The organism is Rhodococcus sp. SGAir0479 (assembly GCF_005484805.1).
Lineage (GTDB): Bacteria > Actinomycetota > Actinomycetes > Mycobacteriales > Mycobacteriaceae > Prescottella.
In genome coordinates, this window is the sequence record NZ_CP039432.1 from 524,270 (window position 1) to 548,418 (window position 24,149).

Sequence of the window (24,149 nt, forward strand, 5' to 3'; positions counted from 1 at the left end):
GCGGACGTCCCGGTCACTGCCTCCACTGTGCCGGACGGCACCGACATGTCCGCTCCGGCGCTGTCGGTCGAGTGCTCTACCGTCAGTCGCCATGAGGATCCTCCACACCTCCGACTGGCACATCGGTCGCACCTTCCACGGGGTCGACCTCCTGGCCGATCAGGCGCGGGTGCTCGACGCGATCGCGGCCCTGGTCGTCGAGCAGTCGGTCGACGTGGTGGTGGTCCCGGGGGACGTGTACGACCGTTCCATTCCGAGCGCGGACGCGGTGGCGGTGTGCAACAGAGGGTTCGAGGCCATCCGCGCGGCCGGTGCGGTGATCGTCGCCACGTCCGGCAACCACGATTCCCCGGTGCGGCTCGGGGCCGGCGCCTCGTTCGCGGCGGCCGGCGGTCTCCACCTGTTGACGCGGGTGGGCGCACTGGATGCGCCCATCGTGCTGGACGACGCGCACGGCCCCGTCGCGTTCTACGGGATCCCGTACCTCGAACCCGAGATCACCCGTGCCGAACTCGGTGCACCCGAGGCGCGCTCGCACGCCGACATCCTCGACGTCGCGATGGCCCGGGTCCGTGCGGACCTCGACACGCGCCGCGCGGCCGCTCCGGGCCTGCGGTCGGTGCTGCTGGCGCACGCGTTCGTCGTCGGCGGTGAGGCCACCGGCTCCGAACGCTCGATCTCGGTCGGCGGCGTCGAGACGGTGTCGGCGTCGTCGTTCGACGGCGTCGACTACGTGGCCCTCGGGCACCTGCATTCCCCACAGACCCTGGCCGAACACGTCCGGTACAGCGGGTCGCCGCTGCCGTACTCGTTCGGGGAGCGGTCGCATCGCAAGGCCGTGTGGCTGATCGACCTCGACGCCGCCGGGCTCGCCGCAGTCGACCGCATCGAGTTGCCCGTGGTGCGGGGCCTGAGTCAGCTCACCGGAACGCTGGACGAGTTGCTGCACGACGCCGGGTTCGCGGCCGCCGAGGAGCACTACGTGTCCGCCGTCCTGACCGATGCGCTGCGTCCCGTCGACGCCATGCGCGCGTTGCAGGGCCGGTTCCCCCATGCCGTCCACATGGAATGGCAACGACCCGAGGGCAATCCGGAGCTGCGCTACCGCGAGCGGGTGCACGGTCGTTCCGATCTGGAAGTGGCGCAGAGTTTTCTGTCCGACGTCCGAAGCGAGGCGAGTGCCGGAGAGATCCGACTGCTCGAGGACGCGCTGCGCAGCGCGACGGCGGCCGAGTCCGTGGCGGCCGCCGGCCTCGCCGAGGTGACGTCTGCATGAGGCTGCACACGCTCGAGGTCACGTCGTTCGGGCCGTTCGCCCAGACGGTGACCGTCGACTTCGACGAACTGGGCGCCGACGGCCTGTTCCTGCTGCACGGTCAGACCGGGGCCGGCAAGACCACGATTCTCGACGCGGTCGCGTTCGCGCTCTACGGCACCGTGCCCGGTGCCCGCAAGGACGGCAAGCGACTCCTGTCCGACCACGCGCCCGCGGGATCGGTGCCGACGGTGACACTGCGGGCGACCATCGGCGGCCGGCCGCTGCGGATCACCCGCAATCCCGAATACCAGCGACCCAAGAAACGTGGCACGGGCACGCTCACCGAGAACGCCAAGGCGACGCTCGAGTGGCTCGACGGGACTGGGGAGAACCTCTCGCGCATCCCCGACATCGCGCGTGAGGTGGAGCGGCTGCTCGGGATGACCGCCGACCAGTTCTTCCAGGTCGTCCTGCTCCCGCAGGGAGAGTTCGCCAAGTTCCTGCGCGCCGACAACGAGGATCGCGGCAAGCTGCTCGAGAAACTGTTCGACACCACGCGCTTCAAGTCGGTGGAGCAGTGGTTCGTCGAGCGGCGGCGGGCCAGCGCGGCCCGGGTCGAGGACCACCGCAAGCAGGTGGATCTGCTCCTGGCCCGGGTGTCCACGGCGGCCGGGATCGAGGTGGGCACGGACGGGGACCCGCTGAGCTGGTCGCGCAGACTCCTCGACGAGGCCGTCGAGACGGTGGAGTCGGCGACGACGGAACTCACCCGCGTGCGTGACGTCGAGGCCCGGGCGCGGGCCGCGGCCGCCGAGGCGCAGCGCAGGCGGGACCTGCAGGTCCGGCGAGCGCGCGCGCTGGCCGAGCTGGAACAGCTCGAGGCCGGTGCACCCGAACGTGACCGCCTGGCCGCCGAGGCCGATCGGGCCCGCCGAGCCGATGTGGTCGGCGGCGCCGCCGCCGATGCGGCGTCCGCGGCCCGTGCGGCGGAGTCGGCGACCGACCGGGCCGGGGCGCTGGCGGAGGATCTGCGGGCCTCGCCGGAGGCGTCGGACCTGGTTGCGGCGCTGTCGTGGCCGCAGGTCGACGCGGACCGGGACGCGATCCGCGCGCGGGCGCGGGACTGGACGGCCGAGGTCGTCCGGCTCGACGCCCTCGTGGCCGAGGCCGCGTCGACGGATGCGCTGGCGCGCGAAGTCGAGGACATGCGTCGGCGCGGCGTGGAGCTGTCGGCCCGGGCCGCGGACCTGGAGACGGCCCGCGCCGCGTGGCCGCAGGCCGTGCGCGACGCCGAGGAGGCCCTGCGCGCAGCCGAGAAGGCGCAGGCCTGCCTGCCCGCCGCCGAGGAGGCATGCGCGCGGGCCGCCGACGCTGCGGCGGCGGCGCAGGAGTGGCGGACCACACGTAAGACGCTGGACGCGCAGCAAAGCGCGGTGGTGTCGGCCCGAGGCCGGCACCAGGACGCCCGCGAGCTACTGCTGGACCTGCGTGAGCGGCGCATCGCCGGGATGGCAGCCGAGCTGGCGGCCGGACTGCTCGACGGCGAGAAGTGCGCGGTGTGCGGGTCGCTCGAGCACCCTGCGCCGGCGCGGGCGGGCGAGTCGTCGGTCACCAAGGCCGACGAGGACGCCGCACGCACTGCCGAACAGAAGGCGGCCGCCCGCCTGGACGCCGAGACCGCGCGGGTCACCGAACTCGAGCGGGCCGTGGATCTTCTGGTCCAGCGGGGCGGTGACGGGGACCCCGCGGAGCTGCGCGACGCTTACACGGCCGCGTCGGCCGAGGTGGACCGGACCCGAGCCGCGGCGGCTCGTGTCCCCGATCTCTCGCAGGCCGTCGACGACGTCCGTGCTCGCGGTGCCGAATTGGAAGAACAGTCGCGGCTCGTCGGTAACGAGCGAGCGGTGCTGGAGACTCGTATCGACGCTGCCGAAGAACAGGTGCGTCGCATGCGCGAGCGGATGGCGGAGGCGGCCGGGGACGATCCGGGCGTGCCCGCGCGCCGCGAACGATTCGACGCCCTTGCGACCCGGGCTCTCGAGCTGCTCGACGCCCGGGATCGGGCCGCGACCCTGGCCGCGACCGCGCGGGAACTGGCCGAGCGCACGCAGACCGCCGCAGCCGATGCCGGGTTCGCGTCGCTCGCCGAGGCCCTCGAGGCGGTGCGGTCCGCCGCTCGCATCGAAGAGATCGACGCCGCCCTCACCGCGGCGCGTGAGCGCATCGCCGGTGCGCGGGCAGTGCTGGCGGATCCGGACGTCGAAGCGGTGGCCGGGATCGAACCGGTCGACCCGAGTGGTGCCGAGTCCCTGGCCCGGGAGGCCGTGTCGGCGGTCGAGGCGGCGGCCACCGCGCTGGCCGAGGCGGACACCCGCCGCACCAACATCGAGCGCCTCACCGGGCAGCTCGAGGCGACGATGGCGCGGCTCGGACCGGTGCTGGCCGAACACGACGAGCTGGCCGGACTGGCCGACATCGTGGAGGGGCGCGGTCAGAACTCCCGCAAGATGTCGCTGCGGTCGTACGTGCTGGCGTCGCGGCTCGAGGAGGTCGCGGTCTCGGCGTCGGTGCGGCTACGTCGCATGTCCGCAGGACGCTACGAGTTCGTGCACTCCGACGAGGCCGGGGCGCGGGGACGCCGCGGCGGGCTGGGCCTCGACATTCGCGACGACTACACCGGCGTGGTCCGCTCGGCCAAGACCCTGTCCGGTGGGGAGTCGTTCCTCGCGTCGCTCGCACTCGCGCTCGGCCTGGCCGACGTCGTGGCGGCCGAGTCGGGCGGGGTGGTGCTCGACACCATGTTCATCGACGAGGGTTTCGGCACGCTCGACGCCGACACCCTGGACCTCGTGATGGGTGTCCTCGACGAACTGCGGGCGGGGGGCCGGGTCGTCGGGATCGTCAGCCACGTCGACGAGATGCGCCAGCGGATCCCGAGCCGGCTGCACGTGGTACGCGGCCGGACCGGGTCCACGCTGGAGATGATCGCCGGTTAGCGGTCGGCCGCGGGCCCCCTCGAATTGGTGGCGGGCCCGTCGGCCGGGCCGCCCTCGGCGGCCATGCCCGTATGGCCGCTCTCGGCAGCGTCCAGCACGGCGTCCTGTTCGAGTCGGTGGTCGATCTGCTCGCCCAGGTATCGGATGACGACCGCGGCCACGGCGGCGACGGGGACGGCCAGGAACGCGCCGACGATGCCGTACAGGGAACTGCCCGCGGTGACGGCGAGCAGCACGACGACGGCGTGCAGGTTCATGCTCTTGCTCTGCAGCACCGGCTGCAGCACGTTGCCCTCGATCTGCTGGACCGCGATGATGATCGCCAGCACGATCAGCGCGGTGGTGAGCCCGTTTGCGACCAGGGCCACCAGGACGGCCAGCGCGCCGGCGACGAACGCGCCGACGATCGGCACGAAGCCGCCGATGAACGTGATGATCGCCAGGACCGGGGCGAGCGGGACCCCCAGGATCAGCAGGCCCGCACCGATGAAGACGGCGTCGATGAGGCTCACGAGTGCCTGGGTGCGGATGAAGCCGCCGAGGGTCTCCCACATCCGGGTCAGAACTGCCTCGAGGTGCCGTCCGGCACGACCGCCGCCGACCTCGTGCATCCACGGGACGAAGCGCGGCCCGTCCTTGATGAAGAAGAACGCGAGCACCAGCACCAGGCCCAGCGTGACGATCATCGAGCCGGCGGTGGTGACCCCGCTGAAGACGCCGGAGGCGATCGCGGTACCGCTCTCCTGCAGCTTGGAGGTGAGGGCGTGGATCGCGGTGTCGATCTGGTCGTCCTGCAGGTTGATCGGCGGGCCCTTGAGCCAGTCCTGCACCTGTTGGATACCCTCGGTCGCCTTGTTCGCCAACTCCGGCGCCTGGTCCACGACGGACGGGACGATGAGCGCGATCACCCCGCCGAACAGCGCGAGTGCCACGAAGAGGGTGATCGAGGCCGCGCCGGCCGGGGGCACACCGCGCTTGGTGAGCGCGCGGGTGGGCGGCCACAGCACCGTGGAGACGACGATCGCCAACAGCACCGGGAGCACGACCACCCAGAGCTTTTCGAGGATCCAGCCGACCACGACGGCACCGAGCGCGATCGCGGCGAGGCACAGCGACCACTTCGCGAGCCAGAGACCGCCGGCGCCGATGACTTCCCCGCGGTCGCGCAGTCGGGCGCGTGGGGAGGTCGGAACGATCTTGTTGACGCTCACAGGGCGCGGGTCCTTCCGGTTCGCAGACGACGGTCTGGGATGAATCTACGCATTTCTCGCGCGGACGGCTGGAGCAATCGATCCGGTCACGAGCCGGTAAAGGCGGCAATCCGGCCGTCGCGGCGTCCGTAGGATCCCGCGCATGGGCAGAAATAAGGGGAGAACGACTGCAACGATTGTCGCCGCATCAGCCCTCGTCGTCGCGCTCGCCGCGTGCAACAACGACGGTGGCACGTCGGAGGAGACCAAGGAGAAGATCAGCTCCGCGGTCACATCGACTACGGAACCGTCGCCGGGGGAGGAGGTGCAGTCCTCGGCGTCGAGTGTCGTGTCGGGACTGCAACAGAGCGCTTCGAGCGCGGTGTCGGGTCTCGACCGCGCGTGGGACAACGCGAAGTTGGCCACGTTCGTCGCGTCGTTCCGGACCTTCTATCCCAATCTCGCGAGCGACCGCGACGACGAGTCGATCGAGACTGTGGTGAAGGACACGTGCTCGGCCATCGACTCGGGCGCGAGCGCCGAGGAGCAGGTGGCCAAGGTCAAGGAGACCGCGGCCAACGGCGGAACCGAGCCCACCGACGAGCAGGCCGATCGCATTCTGCAGATGGTCAAGCCGGCCTGCCCCTGAGCGCAGGGAGTCGAGCTGCCGGACCGAACGGCGGTCGGCGGTTTCAGGCTCGGCGGTTGGGGTATGTCCCCTACATGAGCATCGAAGACGGTCCCGGCGACACCCTCAGCCCCAGCGAAGGGCTCGATCCCGACGAAGTACGCAACGACGACGGAGACGAGGTCGTGGACCCGCCCGAGGGGTGGAGCGGCGCCGACAAGTTCGGAACGACCGAGCGCGAGGAGCGCGAAGGCGAGTCACTCGACCAGCGTCTCGAGCAGGAGGAACCGGACGTCGAGCCGGTGGAACCGCCGGAGACGCCGGTCGCTGCCACCCCGGACGAGGAACTGACCGAGGACCTCGTCGAGGAGGTCGTGGACGACGACACGACGGGCGGTGCCGAGGGTGACGCCAAGCAGGCGGACGTCGTCGAAGGCGTGATCGTCGAGGATTCCCGAGTCGATCGCGGTCAGATCTCCGGCGCCCCCGAGGACGGCGAGTCGATCTTCCCCATCGTGGAGTAAAAGCTGCGGGGTAAAAGCTGTGGAGTAGAAGCTGTGGAGTAGAAGCTTCCGGCCGGTCGGCGGAGGACGCGTGCAGTAGCCGCGTCCTCCGCCGTTCTGTCTCGCCCTCGGGCCGCGCAGATACCGCGCTCGCGAGGGTCGTACCCTGTCGGCGTTGCGTGTCGGTGTCGTCACCGGCGTAGATCGAAGCGAAAGGGACGACCCCCACGATGAGCACGGATCCGGTCGGCGAACTCGAGGCTCAGCTGGTCGACCTGTGGCGGCGCGGCCGGATCCAGTCCCGCGAGCGGGCCCGCGCGATCCACCCCAAGCTCGATCCGGCGTGCTACCCGCTGCTGGCGATCCTCACCCGCGACAACGACGCGGTACCCATGTCGGCCCTCCTGGCCGAGCTGGGAGTCGAGAAGTCGACGCTCACCCGGCAGATCGACGCGGTCGTCCGGCTGGGCCTGGTCGAGCGCCTGCCCGACCCGCAGGATGCCCGCGCGCGACTGGTCGCCCTCACCGACGCGGGCCGGGACCAGCTCTCCGAGCAGCGGGCCGCGGCCATCGCGGACTGGCACGAGCGCCTGTCGCGGTGGGATCCGGCCGACGTGCGCCAGTTGACGACGCTCCTGCGCCGGCTGGCGGACTCGACCAACTGAGCGCACACACCTGGACACCGATAGTTGCGTGGCGCAACCAATTGAGTTAAAGTTGCAATACTCAACTAATCGGGAGGGTTCCATGGTCGCACCGGACACCGCGGAGGTGCTCCTCGATCACCTGCGCGATCTCGTTCGGCGCGGTCGTGAAGTCTCGGCCACGCTCGCCCGGGAGTCGGACGGGGAGATTCTCACCGAGCCGCTCGGGGCGCTGCTGTCGTACGTGGCCACTGCCGCTGGGGGACGGTGCAATGCGCTCGCCGACCGCATGCGGATCACTCCGTCGACGTTGAGTCGGCACATCGCCCATGCGGAGGAACTCGGTTATCTCACTCGGGTTCCCGATCCCGCCGATCGCCGGGCCACGCTGCCCGCGTTGACCGACGAGGGAGCCGCGGCTCTGCGACGCCACCGCGCACGGCAGACGGAGTGGTTGCTCGATTCGATCTCGGACTGGACCGACGACGAGGTGCGCCAGCTCGTGGACGGGCTGGCACGGCTGCGGTCGTCGGCGCAGGCCAAGGTCGCGGCGCTCTGACGCGCCAACTTCACTTTCCTTTTTACGCAACTGTTTTCGAGGCAACTCGAAGAATTCGCGAGGTTTCTGCATGAGCACATCCGTTACCCGGGACACCGGGAAGCCTGACCAGGCGACGGACGCGCCGATGACCCATCCGCAGCGCATCCAGGCGCTCGTGGGTCTGCTACTCGGTATGTTCGTCGCGTTCCTGTCGTCGACGATCGTCTCCAATGCGCTGCCCACGATCATCACCGATCTGCACGGCACGCAGGACCAGTACACCTGGGTTGTCACGGCCACACTGCTGGCCTCGACGGCGACCACCCCGATCTGGGGCAAGTTCTCCGACCTGGTGAGCAAGAAGCTGCTCGTCCAGTTGGCGTTGGTGATCTTCACGGTCGGTTCCGTCCTCGCCGGCCTGTCGCAGTCGGTCGCGATGCTCATCGGGGCTCGCGCCGTCCAGGGCCTGGGTCTCGGTGGTTTGCAGGCGCTGGTCGTCATCGTCATCGCGACGATGTTCAGCCCGCGTGAGCGTGGCCGCTACCAGGGCCCGATGGCCGGCGTCATGTCGATCGCCACCGTCGCGGGCCCGCTGATCGGCGGACTCATCGTCGACACCAGCTGGCTGGGCTGGCGCTGGACCTTCTTCGTCGGCGTCCCGCTGGCGGTGATCGCGCTGTTCGTCATCCAGCGCACCCTCAACCTTCCGGTCGTGCGCAAGAACGTGAGCATCGACTACATGGGCGCCCTGTTCATCGCATCCGGTGTCAGCACGCTGCTGATCTGGGTGACGCTGGCGGGCAAGAACTTCGACTGGGCGTCGGGCGTCTCCTTCGGTCTCGTCGCACTCGGCGTGGCGCTGTTGGCGCTCGCGATCTTCACCGAGACCAAGGCCAAGGATCCGATCATCCCGCTGCGCCTGTTCAAGGACCGCACCACCGCACTGGCGACGCTCGCGAGCGTCGCGGTCGGCATCGCCCTCTTCGGTGGCGCGGTGTTCCTGGGCCAGTACTTCCAGATCGCCCGCGGCTACTCGCCGACGGCGGCCGGACTGCTGACGCTGCCCATGGTCATCGGATCGATGGTGTCCTCGGCGGTCTCGGGCGCACTGATCACCAAGTTCGGCCGCTGGAAGGGCTTCATCCTCGGCGGCGCGATCATGATGACGGTCGGCTTCTTCCTGCTCTCGACCATCGACCACGCCACCAACATGGGTGTGCTCGGGGTGTTCCTGTTCATCCTCGGCATCGGTATGGGTCTGACGATGCAGAACCTGGTGCTGGCCGTGCAGAACACCGTCAGCCCGTCCGATCTGGGTTCGGCCAGCTCCGTGGTGTCGTTCTTCCGCTCGCTCGGTGGCGCCGCCGGCGTCTCCGTCCTCGGTGCGGTCCTCTCGAGCCACGTCTCGGACCTGACGATCAAGGGTCTGACGGCGGCCGGGGTGGACATGAGCCAAGCGGGCGGATCGGCTGCCGGTCTGTCCAACCTCAAGGAACTGCCGGGCCCGATCGCGGACATCGTCCGCGGCGCCTACGGTGACGCGACCGCACGGATCTTCCTGATCTCGGGCATCGTCTCGCTGCTCAGCCTGGCCGCGATCTTCTTCATCAAGGAGGTTGCGCTGCGCACCTTCAGCGCCGACGAGCAGCGTCGGGCCGAAGCCAGCGGCGACGACATCGACGCCGAGCTGGCCGAGATCGTCCAGGGCGATCCGGTGTTGGTCGATCCGATGCCGGTCGAGCCGTCGGAGAAGACGCGCAGATAGTTCCGCGCTCGGTGTGACGGGCCGGGCGGTCACCTGAGGGTGGCCGCCCGGCCCGTTCGTCGTCTGCACCTATCGTGAACGCATGGCCGACACCGAGACCCGATGGCAGCAGGAACGATCCGCGGCCGACTCCCGCGACTACATCGCGCGCTTCGCGCGTCTCGAAGCGGAGGGGACCGATCTGCACGGCGAGGCGCGGGCCGTCGACGCGCTGCTGCCGCGCGGCGCCCGGGTGCTGGACGCGGGGTGCGGCACCGGCCGGCTCGGCGGCGAACTGGCCCGCCGCGGGCATCGGGTCACGGCCGTCGACCTCGATCCCGTCCTGGTGGCGGCGGCCCGCGAACATCCCGACCTCACGGTGCACGAGGCCGACCTCGCGACGCTGGATCTACCGGGGCAGCGGTTCGACGCGGTGGTCGCGGCCGGCAACGTGATGATCTTCGTCGCGCGGGGTTCCGAGCGGCAGGTGCTGGCGCGGCTGGCGGCGCACCTCGTTCCCGGGGGCCTGCTCGTGGCCGGATTCGCGACCGACTACGAGTACACGGTCGACCAGTTCGACGACGATCTCGCCGCGGTCGGGCTGGTGCGCGAGCACCGGTTCTCGACCTGGGATCTGCGCCCGTGGCACGACGACGCCGGTTGGGCGGTCACCGTCGCGCGGAAGCCCGGGAACTGACCGACACGTCGGTTTCGGTTACGTTCTGTGCCGACTGTTTCCGTCGACCACATGGGGGGACCGAATGACCGATCCGAACTTCAACGCCGCGCCGACGGGTGCACCGAACGAGCCGTGGGCCGCCGGGCCCGGGTATGCGCCGCAGCCGTACGCGAATGCGCCGCAGTACCCGGCCGGCCCGCTGCCGCAGTACGGGGGACAGGCGCCGCTGCCGCCGTCGAACGCCGGGTGGGCCGTGGCCACGATCATCTTCTTCTGGCCGCTGGCGTTCGCCGCGTTCAACCATCTGCACTCGATCTTCCCCAAGTGGTCGATGGGCGACTACATGGGCGCGCAGTACGCCTCGGAGCGGGTGAAGGCGCTCGGCAAGATCGCGCTGTGGCTCTTCGTCGGACTGCTGGTGCTCTACGTGATCTTCATGATCATCGTCCTGGTGGCCGCTGCGAACGACGTCAGCTCCAGCAGTACCTACTACCGGTGACGGGACGCGGTGGGTCGGGCGCAGATGCGGCCGACCTCCGCACCCGCGGTGTGACGCCGTAGAATCCCTATACCGTGAGCCTTACCCTCGGAATCGTCGGCCTTCCCAACGTCGGCAAGTCGACCCTTTTCAACGCGCTGACCAAGAACGACGTGCTCGCGGCGAACTATCCGTTCGCCACGATCGAGCCCAACGTCGGCCTGGTCGAGCTGCCGGATCCGCGGCTGGACAAGCTCGCCGAGATCTTCGGTTCCGAGCGCATCCTGCCCGCGACCGTGTCGTTCGTCGACATCGCCGGCATCGTCAAGGGCGCGTCCGAGGGGGCGGGTCTGGGCAACAAGTTCCTCGCCAACATCCGTGAGGCCGACGCCATCTGCCAGGTGGTCCGCGTGTTCGCGGACGACGACGTGGTGCACGTCGACGGCCGCGTCGATCCGGCGTCCGACATCGAGGTCATCGAGACCGAGCTCGTGATCGCCGACATGCAGACCCTCGAGAAGGCGCTGCCGCGGCTCGAGAAGGACGCGAAGAAGAACAAGGACCTCAAGCCGCTGCACGAGGAGGCGCTCAAGGCGCAGGCAGTGCTCGACGAGGGCAAGACCCTGTTCAGCGCCAAGGACAAGCTGGACTTCGGGCTGCTGCGCGAGCTGCACCTGCTCACCACCAAGCCGTTCCTGTACGTCTTCAATTCCGACGAGTCGGTGCTCACCGACGAGGCGAAGGTGGCCGAGTTGCGCGCGTCCGTCGCGCCGGCCGACGCGGTGTTCCTCGACGCCAAGGTGGAGCAGGAACTCCTCGAGCTCGACGAGGAGGACCGCCAGGAGATGCTCGACTCCATCGGTCAGTCCGAGCCGGGCCTGCACGCGCTGGCCCGCACCGGCTTCCACACCCTCGGCCTGCAGACCTACCTGACGGCCGGCCCCAAGGAAGCGCGCGCCTGGACCATCCACAAGGGCGACACCGCCCCGCAGGCCGCCGGCGTCATCCACACCGACTTCGAGCGCGGCTTCATCAAGGCCGAGATCGTCTCCTTCGACGACCTCGTCGAGGCCGGTTCCATGAACGCCGCCAAGGCCGCCGGCAAGGTGCGCATGGAAGGCAAGGACTACATCATGCAGGACGGGGATGTCGTGGAGTTCCGCTTTAACGTGTAGTAGACCAGGTCAGAGTGTTCTTTTCGGCTCTCTGTCCGCGGTCGAACCCGCAGAGGCTCGGAATATCTCGTCCGCAGCCCTGCGGGTTCTGTCGTTCGCGTCCGGCCACAGGTGGCTGTAGGTGTTGAGGGTGACCGATCGCGGAGCCGTGCCCGAGCGCGTTGAGCGGTCACGACGTCACAGCCGGCCCAGTCGGGGCGGCTGGCGGACTTTGCTCGCGTAGCTGGAGAAGTTGATCGCCGAGATTGTCATTGAGTTCCTCGAGGCGAAGTCATCCCCGATGCTCCAGACTTCGTCGTCGGTTCGGCGTCGCGTGGCAGCATGGGTTCGACTCACTGCGGCGAGGAAGGATCTCGCGTGATCACCGAGAAGGATGTCGAAACCGCGACAAAGGTTCTCACGAAATGCGGTACCAAGGACCTGTGGTTTCCGAACGCTGGGGAGTCCACGATCCCGTCATGGACGAAGTCGTTCGTTGAGTCTGGGCTGAGTTGCGATGATCTGCTGGGCCGGCGTGGAACGGTCTTAGCGGTATGAGAGCAGCCATTGAGATGCCGAAAGGCCCCCGCGCCGGATGAGGGTACGGGGGCCTTTGGTTTCAAGGTCAACGCAAGTGGGGTACGCCCGCGGCCCGGGGTCTAATTCCGATGTCACGGCTTGTGCCAGGTCGCCGTCGGCGACCCTTTGTCTACGACCCGAACGACAGCGAGCCGAAATTTCCTCTCCAGCCGCCGGTTGCGGGCGCCGGGTTGCCGATGGTGAACGGTGCCTGGGTCAGTGCGTAGACGAGCTGCCCTTCCTCGGAGGTGAGGCAGAGTGCCCCGGCGACGTACGTTCCATCGGCGATGTAGGGGATCTTCGCGGTAGCGGTGTCACCGTTCGCGGGGAACACATAGTTTTCTGAGCCGTCGGGATTCCGGTTGGTTGATCCGGACCCGCCGCCGCCGACCGGGGACACGGGGGCCCCGACGAAGAAGTTCCGCGGGTTGTTAGCCACATCGAGCGTCGGGCTTTTAAGGATGTTGTCCGCGTCTGCCTTCGTGTGAATCCACGGCCCAACGCACGAAACCGATCCGGTCGGTGCGGTGATGGTGAACGTCGCCGTGTTCACGCCAGTTTGGATCTGCACTTCGGGAGCTTCTACCGCAAAAGCTGTCCCAGGCATTGCGAGTACTGTTGCTGCCCCGAACGCGGCCACAGTGAGTCCGCGGCGGATGGTGCGTGTGTTCATGTCCCCCTCATTCGTCGATCATTGGACGCCTGGACGCTAGCAGGCGGTTCCGAAGAGGCGACCTGAACCCCATATGTAATCGATGCTGAGGGGCTGCCTGTCAGACCTGCGAAATATGTCTGCGGCAAGATTGTTTGGATCACCGCACATGGCAACCTGGTAGGTGGCGAAAGCGCTTCAAATTGACATCTACACAGCGCACGACGTGAACCTCCGACGTGGAACCTGTCCCGACCCGGCTGTGGAGTCAGCGTATCGCGGAACAGACTGCGGTGGAACGGATGTCGTAGATACCCGGTATGTGCTGGTGCTCGCCGGTTCGGCGTCCAGATGCCTCGGTAACGATCTGCTTCCCCTGGGACCGAAACTGCGCGTAGCGCGCCTGTCGTCATGAATGCTGCACAGGTGACGCACGCCAAGCGAGGCTTCGCCGCCGTATCGATAGTGATGTCCTGTGTCGTGGGCCTGGTGGCCGCGGCCTCGGGAAGCGCTGCGGCAGCGCCGTCGGGGTGGCGCTACACGCTGGTGGCGTTCAGCAACACCAGCGAACGCGACATGGACGTCTACGAATCGGGAGACGGCGCCGCTTTCCAACTGATTCAACCGTCGGCGTACCGGCCGCCGTCGGGGCTGGTGCGTGACCCGAGCATCTTCCGGAATTCGGATGGGCTGTACTACATCACGTACACGACGGGTACCGGGGCAAGTATCGGCTTCGCACGCAGCAGTGACCGCGTCAACTGGACGCCGATGGGGAACTATCCGGTCCCGTTCTGCTGCGCCCTGCTGCCGGGGACGGGAGACGGCACGGGGTCGGCGAGCCCGCCGGGCTCGTCCGGATCGGCCGGGTCCGCCGACGGGCCGTCGCTGTCGCCGTTCACCACGAAAGCTTGGGCGCCCGAATGGTTCGTCGACGGCAATCGTGTCCACGTCATCCTGTCGATGTCGACCGGTGGGGGATTCGTGCCATACGTGATGACGGCGCTGGACCCGTCGCTCCGGTCGTGGAGTCTGCCTGTTCCGATCGCCGGCCTCGGAGCCGACCACATCGACACCACCGTGGTCAAGGTCGGCTCGACCTATCATGCGTTCACCAAGAACGAGACGACGAAGGTCGTCGAACATGCCGTCGCGTCGTCGGTGTCGGGGCCCTACGCCTTCGTCCCGCCGGGAGATTGGGGCGCCTTTCGGGAGGGCCCCGCCGTGGTCGAGCTGCCGAACGGTGCCTGGCGGATCTACCTCGACGCCTACACCGAGGGAAGATACCTCTACTCCGACAGCACGGACGGGCTGCGGACCTGGTCGCCGGTGCGCGAGATGCCCGAGCTCTCCGGGAAGGCACGCCACTTCGGTGTGATGCGAGAGGCGGTGTGACACAGCCCGTCCCGCCCGGCGAGAGCCGAACGGGACGGGCTTGCACGCTACTGCGTCAGGAGCCCGACGAATCGCCGTTGAGTGAGCCGAGGATGTCGAGCGAACCGAGCGAACCGAGCGAGCCCGTCGGCGCCGCATCGTTCTTGGCGAAGTTCGTCGTGCAGCCGTTGAACTTCACCTGATCGACGAGTGTGGAGGCCTGAGCCGAACCCGTTCCGACGCTGACTCCGTAATGGTCGACGACGGCGTCGGGGTTAGCCGCCGCGATGTCGGCGAGCGGGACGGGCGCGCGGTCGTGGGCGCCGGCGATGTTGGAGGTGCTCCACCACTGGCCGTCCTGCAGGTCGGCGTGCGTGCCACCGTCCTCGGTGTCGGCCGCTCCGGCGCCCGGCACCCACACGAGGGTCGTGAAACCGCTGTCCGGGAAGCGCTCGTTGTCGGTGGTGCCGGTGAGACGCAGCTGGAAGGAGGCGGTGGGCTGCGCTGCCCGCTCCGAGAACCCGATCTCGTGCGCGATCGCGTCGGACAGCTTGATCCCGCCGGCCGCGTGGTAGCTCACGGAGCGGTCCTCGGGACCGTCGACCTCCAGCCGCAGCGACCCGTCCTCGTCGAGGACCGAGTCCTCGCTGTAGTACGCGACCTGATCACGTTCGTCGTCGAACGGGATGCCCCAGCCGTCGGGCGTCGCCTCGGTCGAGAGCGCGGCGCAGGTGAACCCGCCGGAAGCGTCGCTCGAGCCGAGAGAACCGGTCGGAGCAGCCCCGGCGAGTGCCGGCGCGACGAGCGCCGCGGCACTGATGACAGCCGCAGCGGAACCGACGCGGAATGCTTTGCAAGACATGTATGTACTCACCTCGTTGGGAGTCGTGGACATTGGTCGACCCACCCCGGAGGACATGGCTCCCGGATGCGTCCTGACGTATCGAGGCGCGCAGTCAGTTGGACGTGGCGCCCCACCCCCTGTATCCCCCCGCAGGTACAGGCGCCGCTCGAAAGATTCGACGGTCGAGCGACCTCACGACAGTAACCAACCGGACGATCGGAATCAATCGTGATCGGGGTGACCGGTATGTGTCTCTGTCCGGCGAGGCCGCCGCGTCCGGCGGACCTTCACCGCTCCGGGGCGGGCGCTTCGCTCAAAGTCCGACTCGTGACGAACCGCCGCGGCGCGCCGGACAGCGGATCGGTGAATTCGAGTTCGCGCGCCAACAGTTGGAGGGGGAGGGAATGGTCGTCGAGCGCTTCGGGAAGCAGGTCGGGATACCAGGTGTCGCCGAGGATGCCGATCCCGAGCGCTGCCAGATGCACCCGCAACTGGTGCATTCGACCGGTGTGGGGACGCAGCATCGTGTGCAGCACGGCGCGTCCGGCGGCGCTCACCCCGGTCCCGTGCACCTCGATCAGCGTTTCGGAATTGGGTGCGCGCGAGTCGTCGACGACCACCCGCAACTCACCTCGTCGTGCCTCGATGTGGTTGCGGTACAACACGGGAAGCGAGTGACCACCCAGGGTCGGCGCGTCGGGATCCCACCCGGGCGGGAGCGCCGAGACCGCCTCGTAGACCTTGGTGACGCGGCGCTTCTCGAACAGTGACTGGTAGGCGCCACGCGACGCCGGCCGGGCCGAGAACATCACCAGGCCCGCCGTGGCCCGGTCGAGGCGGTGGATCGGCGTCAGGTCCGGGTTGCCGAGGCGGGTTCGCAGCCGGACCAGCGCGGACTCGCGCAGGTAGCGCCCGCCGGGAGTGGTGGGCAGAAAGTGCGGCTTGTCGATCACGACGAGGTCGTCGTCGACGTGCAGGATTTCCTCGCGGAACGGCACCGGTTCCTCCACCGGCAGGTCCCGGTAGTACCAGACGAACTGGTGTGCGCCCAGGGCGGTGCCGCGGCCGATCGGACTGCCGTCGATGCCCACGATCTCGCCGGCGTCGAACCGGCGGTGGAGGTCGTCGGCATCCAGGTGGCTGAACCGCCCGACGACGTACTCGGCGATCGTCGCCCACGGGCCGGACGTCGGGACGCGCAGTCGCGTCGGTCCGACGCCATTTCGGACCGGAAGAGGTGAGGGCATCGGCACGCGTGTCATTCTCCCATCGCGTGCCCCACGCGAGTCCTCACGGGCGTCGCCCCGTGCCTGCGCCGGCCGGGCGCCCGGTTACGCGCTGGTCGAACACGGAGCATCGCCGCGCTCCGCGCTCTCCAACTGGGCGACGGTCGCGTCGAACGCGTCGACGAGCCAGAAATGGCACGACTCGGCGAGGGTTCGTTCTTCCTGGCCCCGAGACTTACCCGTGCGGAACTGCACGAGCCAGGATTCGCCGGGCCAGCCGGGCGCGCAGTACGTGGCGAGCATGTGCCTGCCGAGAGCGTAGTCGGAGCGGACGGCCCGGAGTTGATCGACGACCACCACGTGCGTGGGCCGTTCGGTGAGGAGAATCATGGCGTTGGCCGCGTCGGCGAACTGTTCGTGATCGGTGTGCGGGATCGATGCGCTCAAGAAGGCGCTCCTTCCGTACGCCGAGAACTGTGTAGCTTTCGTCGTTCCCGGGTTGGAAGCTGAGCCCACAGGACGAAACAACTGCCTGATCTGGACTGGACGGGGCTCAACTGCGTGTGTGGCGGATCCCTGGTCCGCCGGTCGTTGTACAACCGAAATACGGCTGCAAACCTCCAACGTACGCCCTCCGGACCCGTCGGTCGGCAGAAAAGGGGCGGGTCGGGCACGAGAAGAGGCACTGAGCAGCGGTGTTCCGACTGGGGTAACCCACGTCACAGGCCTCGTGACAGGGCGGTGCCACTGCCTCGGGTTCTGTGAAGCAGTGGCACCTTGCCGAAGAGCGTCCGCGGACTTGAGCTCCGGCCGAACCGCTACTACCCACTGACCCATCCGGACGAAACACGCGCCTGTGCGGCGGGGGTGCTACTGGTCGCGCGGCCCGGAGGGCTCGGGACGCTGTGCCACCCGGGAAGGGGTCGCCTTCGAGGGCGCCCCGGCTGTCTTCGAAGGCGTCACGACTGCCGCCGACGGTGGCGCCGCCGGTGCCGTGAGGTTCGCGGCGGGCACGTAGCGCGAGACGTAGTCGTGCTCCACGTGCTGAGCACGGTAGGTGGTGGCCGTGTACAGCGCTGCGGCGGCGAGCACACCGACCGCGATCAACACCCAGAAGGCGGCGTTGCGTGGCTGCGGAGCCTGCGGCCCCGGACGGCGTACTGGCTGGCGGTGCCGATTATCCATGCCGCTCACCCATGTTCGAACTCCCTCTCTGTCGTCTGCTCGTGCTCGGCCGCGCGCCCGCGCGACGCAACCTGCAGGGCGCCGACCACCAGTGCGAGCAGCACCCCGATCCCCGCGGCGAGCGCCAGGGCTCGACGGCCCTCGGCAGCGGCCGAGAACGCGGCGATCATGCAGACGGACGTCGTGGTTGCGAGGAGGACGATCGGAACTCGTCGTACGAGTTCCCCGGGTCGCGGTCGTGGACTCACTCGGCGAGTATGGCGTCCGCCGTCGAAAACGGGTCGATCGGTTGGTTACTTGACCGATTCGGACAGCTGTTCGCCGGCCGGCAGGTGCCTTCTCGCAGGCGCAGGGAAGCCGGACCCGTCGGCCGACGGGGTGCGGAGCGTTCGGATCCGGCGTTCCCCCGATGAAAAGTAGTGGCTTGTGCCGCCGGATGTCGCCTCGCGGCGTGGTGAACGGATGGGGTGAATTGCGCCGACGGGCGCGGACGCGGCCGACGGCGACTTCACCCTCGACCCGCGGTGGCGGGACCCTCCGGTCACGGTGTGGCCGTCGATCGTCGTACACCCCGCATCGCCCGTGGTCAAGCATCGTCCTGCAATTTTCAACGACGGCGTGCGGCGGAGACGACAGGAGGGTGAAATTGCTGTCTGGCGAGATGGCGGCGGATCCCTCGATTCACCCCGTCCTTCACCCTGCTGCGGCACGACAATCGGTCCGCCGGGGCACTACTTTTCGTGGCGGTGCGCGGCGAGTGCCGCCGTGGACCTTTTTCCGTTTCGAAGAGTTGTGTCGTGGTTCGTTCGCCGGCGCTCCTCGGCCTGGCCCCGGCGCCACCTGCGGGGGCAGTCCCTCGTATCCCGCCGGCACGACGGTCCAGGATTTCCGATCGAAAGCGAGCCGAATCGTTTCGGCCCGAACACGCACCGTGGCTGCGCGCCACGATTTCATCGATCGCGCGAAATGTTCGGAGTATCGGGTGACTGGGAGCTGGACGAGATGAGGATGGGCGGCGAGTTTGCCGACACTGGAATACTTTTCGACAGAGAACGCCGAGGATATTCGGCTCGGCAGGTCGACGAGTATCTGCGGGAGATCAGAACTCAGGAAAGTGGCCACCTGTCGAGGATTCGCCAGCTCGAACACGAACTGACCCTCGTCCTGCGCCAACGCGATTGGGAATGTCGCGTGTCCCGCGAGCGCGAGAACCAGGTCGAATCGCTGCAGAATCGCGTCACGCAGCTCAGCGAGGAAGTGAGTGCCCTCGAGCGGGCCGCAGGATCGACGTCGGCCCCGGGTATGCGCATCCAGAAGATGCTCACGCTGGCCGAGGACGAGGCACGAGCGGTCGTCCGCGAGGCGAAGAGGGTTGCCGACGAGATCGCCGCCGCGGCGAGCGAGGAATCGCGGGAGCTGGTCAGGGCGGCTACGGACCAGCTGGCGAAAGCGAACAGCAAGGTCGAGGAGGCGGAAGCGGTAGGAGCCCGGCTGGTCGGCGAAGCCAGGGAAGAGGCGCGTCGGATAGCGGCCGAGGCAGCACAGGTGCGGGACGAAGTCGATGCCGAGGTGAAGTTCCGGCGTGAGCACATGGACGCCGTCCTGCAGTCGGAACTGGAACGCAAGCGGCAGCAGGCAGAGACGCTGATTCGCGAGCAGGAGGACGAAGCGCTGCGTGCGGCGGAAGCCATCGTCGCGGCGGCGAGAGTCGAGTCCGCCGCCGTCGCGGAGAAGGCGCAGTTCTTCGTGGAGAACTACCGTCGCGAATTCGAGAGCATCGAACTGTCGCGAAACGCGTCGGTGTGGCAGATGGTCGCGCTCCGAGATTCGTTGGAAGGGCTGATCCGGTCCTGCGGCCAGATGCGGGGTGTCCCCGAACTGGAACGGCGCATGGAACACGCCGTCCGCGTCTGACCCGGGCGCGCCGGGCACCCGGCACGGACGCGGTGCGTCGGTGCCGGGGGCCCGGACCCCCACGGGTCAGACGCTCGGCAGCGCAACTTCCTGCGCGATGGTCGCCAGGCGGGCCTGAGCGGCGGAGACGACACCCTGTCGGTTCTTGTTCGCCTCCTCGTAGGCCACGATCGCCCGGACGTCGGCCGGCTCGGTCAGTTCCTTGACCGCTGCTACCGCACGGGAGACGTTCAGCTCGTCGTAGTCGGCGATAGGAAGCTCGTCCGGTTCCAGGACGCCCGAGTTCCCGCGGACGCCGCGCAGGGCGTCGGCGACCGAGTCGGCACCCTCGTCACGCGTGACCTGTTCGGCGCGTTCGAGAGCCGCGTCGCGGCTGGCGACGATCGTCTTGGCTGCCACGTCGCCGGCGTGGGCGCCGCGGCTGAGCAGGCGGCTGAGCCGCGGACCCGTGGAGCGAGCGGCGTCCATCGCCCGGTCGATGCTCCTCGTGGACCAGGACACCGGACTGTTCATCCACCGCACTGCCGCCCCGGCGGCGGCCTGGGCCGGCGTCCGGCGCAGTGCGGCCGGGCCGCCGAGTGCCTCCTCGGCCAGAACGGTCGTCAGCCATTCGACGGTGGCCTCGTGTGCCGTGATGAGCTGGTCGGCCAATCGCACGACGTCGCGTTGCTTGTCCGCGGTCGCGAGCGCCCTGAGGTACCGCGACCGGTCGAGCAACTGGTGTTCGAGGGCGAGGTCGCCGAGCAGGGCCTCCTCGAACGGCTGCGCCTGTTCGGTCAGCGCCTTGACGGCTGCGGCCGCCCGGCCGAGCAGCGGTCCGACGAGCGCGGGCAGCCCTCCCAGGTCACGTAGTGAGCGCTCGATGGCTTCCGCGCGCCCACGTGCGTTGTCCGCGTTCTCGGCGAGCTCGGTCGCCACGGCCTCGGTGCGGGCCTGGGCGCGACGGGTCTCGGCCACCTGGATCTCGGTGTTCGTCAGTTCGAGAAGCGTGCGCAACTGCATGATGAGCGTCGACGTGTCAGTCACCGCGTCCTCCGATTCTGTAGTCCGAAAAAGCCTTACGGGTTTCGTCTACCCGAGCGGCGACCCGCGCAATCGTCTCGCAAATGCGACATACGGGCGGACCTACGCGAAAAGCGTCGGACGAGAGGGCGATTCACGGTCGTCCCGACCGGGTATGCGGAGGCATCCGAAACCACCGAAGGAGCTCACAGTGAATGACAACGGAGCGGCGAAATACCGGAAGGCGGGCGTCTCCCTGGGCCTGTTCAGTCTCGCGCTCGGCGCCGCCGAAATCCTTGCTGCGCAGCAGATAACGCGAAAACTCGGAATCGAGGGCCGGCAATGGCTGGTGCGCGGCTTCGGTGCGCGGGAGGTTGCGGCAGGTGCGACGATCCTCGCTCGGCCCGACGCCTCCGGTGGGGTGTGGAACCGCGTCGGCGGAGATGTGACGGACCTCACCGCTCTCACCGTCGCCGTCCGGCGATCGCCGGGCAATCCCTTCGCCCTGTCGAGCCTCGCCTTCGTCGTCGGAGCCACCGTCCTCGACGTCGTCGTCGCGCGCGGCCTGGACCGCACGGGGACCACGGCACGTGCCTGAGCCGCGTTCCGTGCCGTGCGATCAGACCACCCGAGGTTGCCGGCTTCAGCGTCGCGCGTCGTACCTCCCCACCACCGTGCAGAGGCGCGGCGGCACCGGGCCGCCTGCCACCTCACTGATGAGCTCCCGGAGCCGGGTCGCGTCCGGCAGCGTGAGCAGGGGGTTCTCGATGCCGTCGGCCAGATCGAGAATCAGCAGGAACTCCGGCTCGGACGTACTCGCGTACGCGGTGTAGGTCACGCCGCGGGGTGTGGCTGCGTTCAGCGCGTCGAACACCTTCTCCAGCTGCGACCGCACCTGCGCGGCGTCGGCGGCGGCCGTGCGGAATTGCACCGTCTGTAGGCTCATGGTCGTTCTCTCCTTCTCGAGTCGAGTGCGAACGGGTTGATCCGACCGTCCCGACGTTCGCGAGCTCGGAAAGGTGACACATGACGATCACGGTCGAGGACTTCGAGGCCGCCCGGCCGCAACTGCTCTCGGTGGCTCATCGCATGCTGGGGTCCGCGCAGGACGCGGAAGACGCGGTCCAGTCGGCGTGGCTGCGCGCCGCGACCGCGCGCGGCGATGTCGTCGTGGAGAACCCGGTGGGATGGTTGACCACCGTCACGGCGCGGGTGTGCCTGGACGAACTGCGTGCCCGGCGGCGACGCCGCGAGTTGTCCCTGACGGCCGATGCTGTTCCCGCGGAGCAACTGTCCGCCGACGAAGCCGTCATCCGCGCCGAGAACGTCTCGCGGGCGCTGATGGTCCTGCTCGACCAGCTCACCCCGTCCCAGCGGGTGGCGTACGTCCTGCACGACCTGTTCGCGGTGCCGTTCGACCGCATCGCCCTCGTTCTGGACGGCACGGTGGCCGGAGCGAAGAAGCACGCCAGTCGGGCGCGGCAGCGCCTGGACGGTTCCGTCGTCGACTCGGAACCGGCCGGCCGCGTGGACTCATCGGTGGTCGACGCATTCATGCTGGCCGCCCGGAGCGGGGACACCCGCGCCATGATCCGGCTCCTCGCGCCGGACTGTGTCCGCGATGCCGACGCCGCGCTGATCCCGGAGGGCGTCGCGGCGGTGGTCACGGGGGCCGAGGCGGTGGCAACCGAGACGGCGCGGTTCCTCGCCCGCATCCGAATGGCGTGTCCACTGCGGGTGGACGGGGCGCGCGTGTACGTGATCGCGCCCGGTGGGCACCCCCTCGCGACCGTCCGCCTGCGCACCGCCGACGGTCGCATCTGCCGCATCACGGTACGACGCGTCGGCCGTGCGGACCGCTTCGCTGCCACCTGACGATCCCGACGTCGAGGGTCCGCCTATATTTCGGGGTCGAGACACATGTCGTAAACCTGATGGAGGCGCGGGCGTGGCCACGAACAGCGATGAGACGTCGGTGCCGTCGATGCTCGACAGGGTCGAGCTGATTCTCGAGGCCGTCGACGACAACGGCTATCTCACCAACAGCCAGGCCGCCCGGCTCACCGGAATTCCGCGATCGACGGCGCACCGCCTGCTCGAGAAGATGGTCGCGATGCGCTGGCTGAAGCGGATCGACACCCGCTACGAGTTGGGCGTGCGTCTCTTCGAGTTGGGGTCCCGCGCAATTCGCGATCACTGGTTCCACAGTCTCTGCCTGCCGATCATGCAGGAGTTGCACCGCTCCACCGGCGCCGTCGTCCACCTGGCCTATCTCGACGGGATCGACAGCGTCTACTGGGAGAAGCTGTCCGGGGCGTTCGGTGCGAACGTGCCGTCCCGCATCGGCAGCCGCTATCCCGCCCACCGTTCCGCGGTGGGCAAGGCGCTCCTGTCGCGACTGCGCCCCGAAGCGATCGACGACCCGATGTTCGATCATCTCGATCACGGTGTGCCCGGCGGACGCGCCGCGCTCCGGACCGAACTCGAACAGACCCGCTCTCACGGCATCGCGTTCGACCGTGGGATCGCCGCGCCGTCACTGGGGTGCGTCGGCGCCCCCGTCACGGCGGGGATTCCGGAGCCGGCGGCGATCTCGATCTGCGGCCCCGTGGAGCGGATCACGACGGATCGACGGATGATCGACGCGGTCCAGCGCGCGGCGGCCGCGATCGAACGCGCGGCCTCTCGGGACGACGTCAGCGGGCGCGTCGACGCGCCTGATCGACCGCCGCGGCCACGGGCATGAACACCGCGGGGCCGTGCCCGGGAACGACGGTGTCCGCATCCAGCGCCGCGAGCTGGTCGAGCGCGGTCAGCGTGTGGTGCCCGCCGTGGTCGAAGACTTGCGGAAGTAATTGCGGTCCGCGCAGTTTCGACAGCGGGTGGGCGGTGACGAGCGCGTCCCCCGTGACGACGACACCGGGTCCGGGCAGGTGGAAGGCGGTGTGCCCGGACGTGTGGCCGTGCGTGGCCACCGGCACCGGAGCGCCCGGCAGGTCCAGCGCCTCGCCGGGGGCGAAGCCGCCCGCCTCGACGGACAGCTGTCGTGTGGCACCCGCGCGCGCGATGCGCAGCAGCCAGGGCAGCACGCCGTGCTTGTGGAGCATCGGGACGAAGTCCCTGCCCGTCGCCTGCTCGAGGTAGTCGCGGCGCGCGTGCGCGACTTCGACGGGGTCCGTGAGCACCGGGATTCCGTACTGCTCGTGGAACGCGACGACGGCACCCATGTGGTCGATGTGCGCGTGGGTGAGCAGCATCGCCTCCACGTCCTGAGGACGCCGGCCGAGGCGACGGATCGCGTCCTCCACGGCCGCGACGTCGCCGGGATAGCCGCCGTCGATCAGCGTCAACGCGCCGCCGTCCCGCAGGATCACGACGTTCACATCGGTCCCGCTCGCGCGAAACACGTTCGGTGCGACTTCTTCCACGGGCCCCACAGTATCGAACTCGGGTGATTCGAAGTCTTGAACGCCCAGCGTGCGGCGGTGCGGCGTCCAGTCTCCGGTGATGTGGACCGTTGACCGGACCGCCCCCCGATCCGAGGATTCTCGGCATGAC

General features: G+C 68.8%; 25 protein-coding genes. 15 read left to right on the forward strand and 10 right to left on the reverse strand.

The window, feature by feature from the left end; all coding sequences use genetic code 11:
• The first annotated feature begins 91 nt into the window (after positions 1 to 91).
• Complete coding sequence (locus E7742_RS02525) at positions 92 to 1,276, forward strand: metallophosphoesterase family protein (protein ID WP_137797492.1); 1,185 nt, start codon at positions 92 to 94, stop codon at positions 1,274 to 1,276.
• Positions 1,273 to 4,254, forward strand: coding sequence for an AAA family ATPase (locus E7742_RS02530; RefSeq protein ID WP_137797493.1), 2,982 nt, complete (start codon positions 1,273 to 1,275; stop codon positions 4,252 to 4,254). Before E7742_RS02525 ends, E7742_RS02530 begins: the two co-directional genes overlap by 4 nt.
• Here the strand turns inward: E7742_RS02530 and E7742_RS02535 are convergent.
• A complete protein-coding gene (locus E7742_RS02535; RefSeq protein ID WP_137797494.1) occupies positions 4,251 to 5,465 on the reverse strand; it encodes an AI-2E family transporter in 1,215 nt (404 codons plus the stop codon). The genes E7742_RS02530 and E7742_RS02535 overlap by 4 nt on opposite strands.
• A 142-nt stretch (positions 5,466 to 5,607) precedes the next feature.
• Between E7742_RS02535 and E7742_RS02540 the strand changes: the two genes are divergently transcribed.
• The 8 genes from E7742_RS02540 (at position 5,608) to ychF (ending at position 11,836) form a co-directional block, all read left to right on the forward strand.
• On the forward strand, positions 5,608 to 6,093 hold the full coding sequence (locus E7742_RS02540) for a hypothetical protein (protein ID WP_137797495.1): 486 nt from the start codon (positions 5,608 to 5,610) through the stop codon (positions 6,091 to 6,093).
• Between the two features lie 74 nt (positions 6,094 to 6,167).
• Entirely contained in the window at positions 6,168 to 6,596 is a 429-nt protein-coding gene (locus E7742_RS02545; protein WP_137797496.1) for a hypothetical protein, read from the forward strand.
• A gap of 209 nt (positions 6,597 to 6,805) precedes the next feature.
• Entirely contained in the window at positions 6,806 to 7,240 is a 435-nt protein-coding gene (locus E7742_RS02550; protein ID WP_137797497.1) for a MarR family winged helix-turn-helix transcriptional regulator, read from the forward strand.
• Between the two features lie 82 nt (positions 7,241 to 7,322).
• The gene (locus E7742_RS02555) at positions 7,323 to 7,778 is read left to right on the forward strand and encodes a MarR family winged helix-turn-helix transcriptional regulator (RefSeq protein WP_137797498.1); all 456 of its coding nucleotides are present in this window, start codon (positions 7,323 to 7,325) and stop codon (positions 7,776 to 7,778) included.
• Between the two features lie 70 nt (positions 7,779 to 7,848).
• Entirely contained in the window at positions 7,849 to 9,525 is a 1,677-nt protein-coding gene (locus E7742_RS02560) for an MDR family MFS transporter (RefSeq protein WP_137797499.1), read from the forward strand.
• 82 nt (positions 9,526 to 9,607) lie between these two features.
• A complete protein-coding gene (locus tag E7742_RS02565; RefSeq protein ID WP_137797500.1) occupies positions 9,608 to 10,201 on the forward strand; it encodes a class I SAM-dependent methyltransferase in 594 nt (197 codons plus the stop codon).
• A 64-nt stretch (positions 10,202 to 10,265) separates the two neighbouring features.
• A complete protein-coding gene (locus E7742_RS02570; RefSeq protein WP_137797501.1) occupies positions 10,266 to 10,682 on the forward strand; it encodes a CD225/dispanin family protein in 417 nt (138 codons plus the stop codon).
• A gap of 74 nt (positions 10,683 to 10,756) precedes the next feature.
• Entirely contained in the window at positions 10,757 to 11,836 is a 1,080-nt protein-coding gene (gene ychF, locus E7742_RS02575; protein ID WP_137797502.1) for a redox-regulated ATPase YchF, read from the forward strand.
• A 688-nt stretch (positions 11,837 to 12,524) separates the two neighbouring features.
• Here ychF and E7742_RS02585 read toward each other — a convergent pair.
• Positions 12,525 to 13,067 (reverse strand): hypothetical protein, encoded by a 543-nt coding sequence (locus E7742_RS02585; protein WP_137797503.1) that lies wholly within the window; start codon positions 13,065 to 13,067, stop codon positions 12,525 to 12,527.
• Between the two features lie 390 nt (positions 13,068 to 13,457).
• Here E7742_RS02585 and E7742_RS02590 point away from each other — a divergent pair, with 390 nt between their 5' ends.
• Positions 13,458 to 14,441 (forward strand): arabinofuranosidase, encoded by a 984-nt coding sequence (locus E7742_RS02590; protein WP_137797504.1) that lies wholly within the window; start codon positions 13,458 to 13,460, stop codon positions 14,439 to 14,441.
• Positions 14,442 to 14,496: 55 nt separating this feature from the next.
• On the opposite strand, the gene E7742_RS02595 is transcribed toward E7742_RS02590, so the two are convergent.
• From E7742_RS02595 to E7742_RS02615, 5 genes are all read right to left on the reverse strand, one after another.
• Positions 14,497 to 15,282: a hypothetical protein gene (locus E7742_RS02595; protein ID WP_137797505.1), complete on the reverse strand. Its 786-nt coding sequence runs from the start codon at positions 15,280 to 15,282 to the stop codon at positions 14,497 to 14,499.
• A 269-nt stretch (positions 15,283 to 15,551) separates the two neighbouring features.
• The gene (locus tag E7742_RS02600) at positions 15,552 to 16,526 is read right to left on the reverse strand and encodes a pseudouridine synthase (RefSeq protein ID WP_137797506.1); all 975 of its coding nucleotides are present in this window, start codon (positions 16,524 to 16,526) and stop codon (positions 15,552 to 15,554) included.
• A 69-nt stretch (positions 16,527 to 16,595) separates the two neighbouring features.
• A complete protein-coding gene (locus tag E7742_RS02605; protein ID WP_137797507.1) occupies positions 16,596 to 16,937 on the reverse strand; it encodes a hypothetical protein in 342 nt (113 codons plus the stop codon).
• A gap of 423 nt (positions 16,938 to 17,360) precedes the next feature.
• Positions 17,361 to 17,684, reverse strand: a complete 324-nt coding sequence (locus tag E7742_RS02610) for a hypothetical protein (protein WP_137797508.1) — start codon at positions 17,682 to 17,684, stop codon at positions 17,361 to 17,363.
• The gene (locus E7742_RS02615; RefSeq protein ID WP_137797509.1) at positions 17,681 to 17,923 is read right to left on the reverse strand and encodes a hypothetical protein; all 243 of its coding nucleotides are present in this window, start codon (positions 17,921 to 17,923) and stop codon (positions 17,681 to 17,683) included. Before E7742_RS02615 ends, E7742_RS02610 begins: the two co-directional genes overlap by 4 nt.
• A 760-nt stretch (positions 17,924 to 18,683) precedes the next feature.
• Here E7742_RS02615 and E7742_RS02620 point away from each other — a divergent pair.
• Positions 18,684 to 19,589, forward strand: coding sequence for a hypothetical protein (locus E7742_RS02620; protein ID WP_137797510.1), 906 nt, complete (start codon positions 18,684 to 18,686; stop codon positions 19,587 to 19,589).
• A 66-nt stretch (positions 19,590 to 19,655) separates the two neighbouring features.
• Here E7742_RS02620 and E7742_RS02625 read toward each other — a convergent pair whose 3' ends face one another.
• Positions 19,656 to 20,591, reverse strand: coding sequence for a ferritin-like domain-containing protein (locus E7742_RS02625; RefSeq protein ID WP_137801013.1), 936 nt, complete (start codon positions 20,589 to 20,591; stop codon positions 19,656 to 19,658).
• Between the two features lie 211 nt (positions 20,592 to 20,802).
• Between E7742_RS02625 and E7742_RS02630 the strand changes: the two genes are divergently transcribed.
• The gene (locus E7742_RS02630) at positions 20,803 to 21,189 is read left to right on the forward strand and encodes a hypothetical protein (protein ID WP_217497520.1); all 387 of its coding nucleotides are present in this window, start codon (positions 20,803 to 20,805) and stop codon (positions 21,187 to 21,189) included.
• Positions 21,190 to 21,234: 45 nt separating this feature from the next.
• On the opposite strand, the gene E7742_RS02635 is transcribed toward E7742_RS02630, so the two are convergent.
• A complete protein-coding gene (locus E7742_RS02635) occupies positions 21,235 to 21,537 on the reverse strand; it encodes a hypothetical protein (protein WP_137797511.1) in 303 nt (100 codons plus the stop codon).
• Positions 21,538 to 21,617: 80 nt separating this feature from the next.
• Between E7742_RS02635 and E7742_RS02640 the strand changes: the two genes are divergently transcribed.
• Positions 21,618 to 22,466 (forward strand): sigma-70 family RNA polymerase sigma factor, encoded by an 849-nt coding sequence (locus E7742_RS02640; protein WP_137797512.1) that lies wholly within the window; start codon positions 21,618 to 21,620, stop codon positions 22,464 to 22,466.
• 73 nt (positions 22,467 to 22,539) lie between these two features.
• Positions 22,540 to 23,337 carry an IclR family transcriptional regulator gene (locus E7742_RS02645; protein ID WP_254699141.1) on the forward strand — a complete coding sequence of 266 codons (798 nt, stop codon included), beginning with the start codon at positions 22,540 to 22,542 and terminating at the stop codon, positions 23,335 to 23,337.
• Here the strand turns inward: E7742_RS02645 and E7742_RS02650 are convergent.
• Positions 23,288 to 24,019 carry an MBL fold metallo-hydrolase gene (locus E7742_RS02650; RefSeq protein WP_254699142.1) on the reverse strand — a complete coding sequence of 244 codons (732 nt, stop codon included), beginning with the start codon at positions 24,017 to 24,019 and terminating at the stop codon, positions 23,288 to 23,290. The two genes, E7742_RS02645 and E7742_RS02650, sit on opposite strands and share 50 nt — an antisense overlap.
• Between the last annotated feature and the right edge of the window lie 130 nt (positions 24,020 to 24,149).

What these genes read in the sequence shown, in the direction of transcription:
- E7742_RS02525 (WP_137797492.1), top strand. Translation starts at nt 92, where the DNA reads ATGAGGATCCTCCACACCTCCGACTGGCACATCGGTCGCACCTTCCAC.
- E7742_RS02530 (WP_137797493.1), top strand. Translation starts at nt 1,273, where the DNA reads ATGAGGCTGCACACGCTCGAGGTCACGTCGTTCGGGCCGTTCGCCCAG.
- E7742_RS02540 (WP_137797495.1), top strand. Translation starts at nt 5,608, where the DNA reads ATGGGCAGAAATAAGGGGAGAACGACTGCAACGATTGTCGCCGCATCA.
- E7742_RS02545 (WP_137797496.1), top strand. Translation starts at nt 6,168, where the DNA reads ATGAGCATCGAAGACGGTCCCGGCGACACCCTCAGCCCCAGCGAAGGG.
- E7742_RS02550 (WP_137797497.1), top strand. Translation starts at nt 6,806, where the DNA reads ATGAGCACGGATCCGGTCGGCGAACTCGAGGCTCAGCTGGTCGACCTG.
- E7742_RS02555 (WP_137797498.1), top strand. Translation starts at nt 7,323, where the DNA reads ATGGTCGCACCGGACACCGCGGAGGTGCTCCTCGATCACCTGCGCGAT.
- E7742_RS02560 (WP_137797499.1), top strand. Translation starts at nt 7,849, where the DNA reads ATGAGCACATCCGTTACCCGGGACACCGGGAAGCCTGACCAGGCGACG.
- E7742_RS02565 (WP_137797500.1), top strand. Translation starts at nt 9,608, where the DNA reads ATGGCCGACACCGAGACCCGATGGCAGCAGGAACGATCCGCGGCCGAC.
- E7742_RS02570 (WP_137797501.1), top strand. Translation starts at nt 10,266, where the DNA reads ATGACCGATCCGAACTTCAACGCCGCGCCGACGGGTGCACCGAACGAG.
- E7742_RS02585 (WP_137797503.1), bottom strand. Translation starts at nt 13,067, where the DNA reads ATGAACACACGCACCATCCGCCGCGGACTCACTGTGGCCGCGTTCGGG.
- E7742_RS02590 (WP_137797504.1), top strand. Translation starts at nt 13,458, where the DNA reads ATGAATGCTGCACAGGTGACGCACGCCAAGCGAGGCTTCGCCGCCGTA.
- E7742_RS02595 (WP_137797505.1), bottom strand. Translation starts at nt 15,282, where the DNA reads ATGTCTTGCAAAGCATTCCGCGTCGGTTCCGCTGCGGCTGTCATCAGT.
- E7742_RS02600 (WP_137797506.1), bottom strand. Translation starts at nt 16,526, where the DNA reads ATGACACGCGTGCCGATGCCCTCACCTCTTCCGGTCCGAAATGGCGTC.
- E7742_RS02620 (WP_137797510.1), top strand. Translation starts at nt 18,684, where the DNA reads ATGGGCGGCGAGTTTGCCGACACTGGAATACTTTTCGACAGAGAACGC.
- E7742_RS02625 (WP_137801013.1), bottom strand. Translation starts at nt 20,591, where the DNA reads ATGCAGTTGCGCACGCTTCTCGAACTGACGAACACCGAGATCCAGGTG.
- E7742_RS02635 (WP_137797511.1), bottom strand. Translation starts at nt 21,537, where the DNA reads ATGAGCCTACAGACGGTGCAATTCCGCACGGCCGCCGCCGACGCCGCG.
- E7742_RS02640 (WP_137797512.1), top strand. Translation starts at nt 21,618, where the DNA reads ATGACGATCACGGTCGAGGACTTCGAGGCCGCCCGGCCGCAACTGCTC.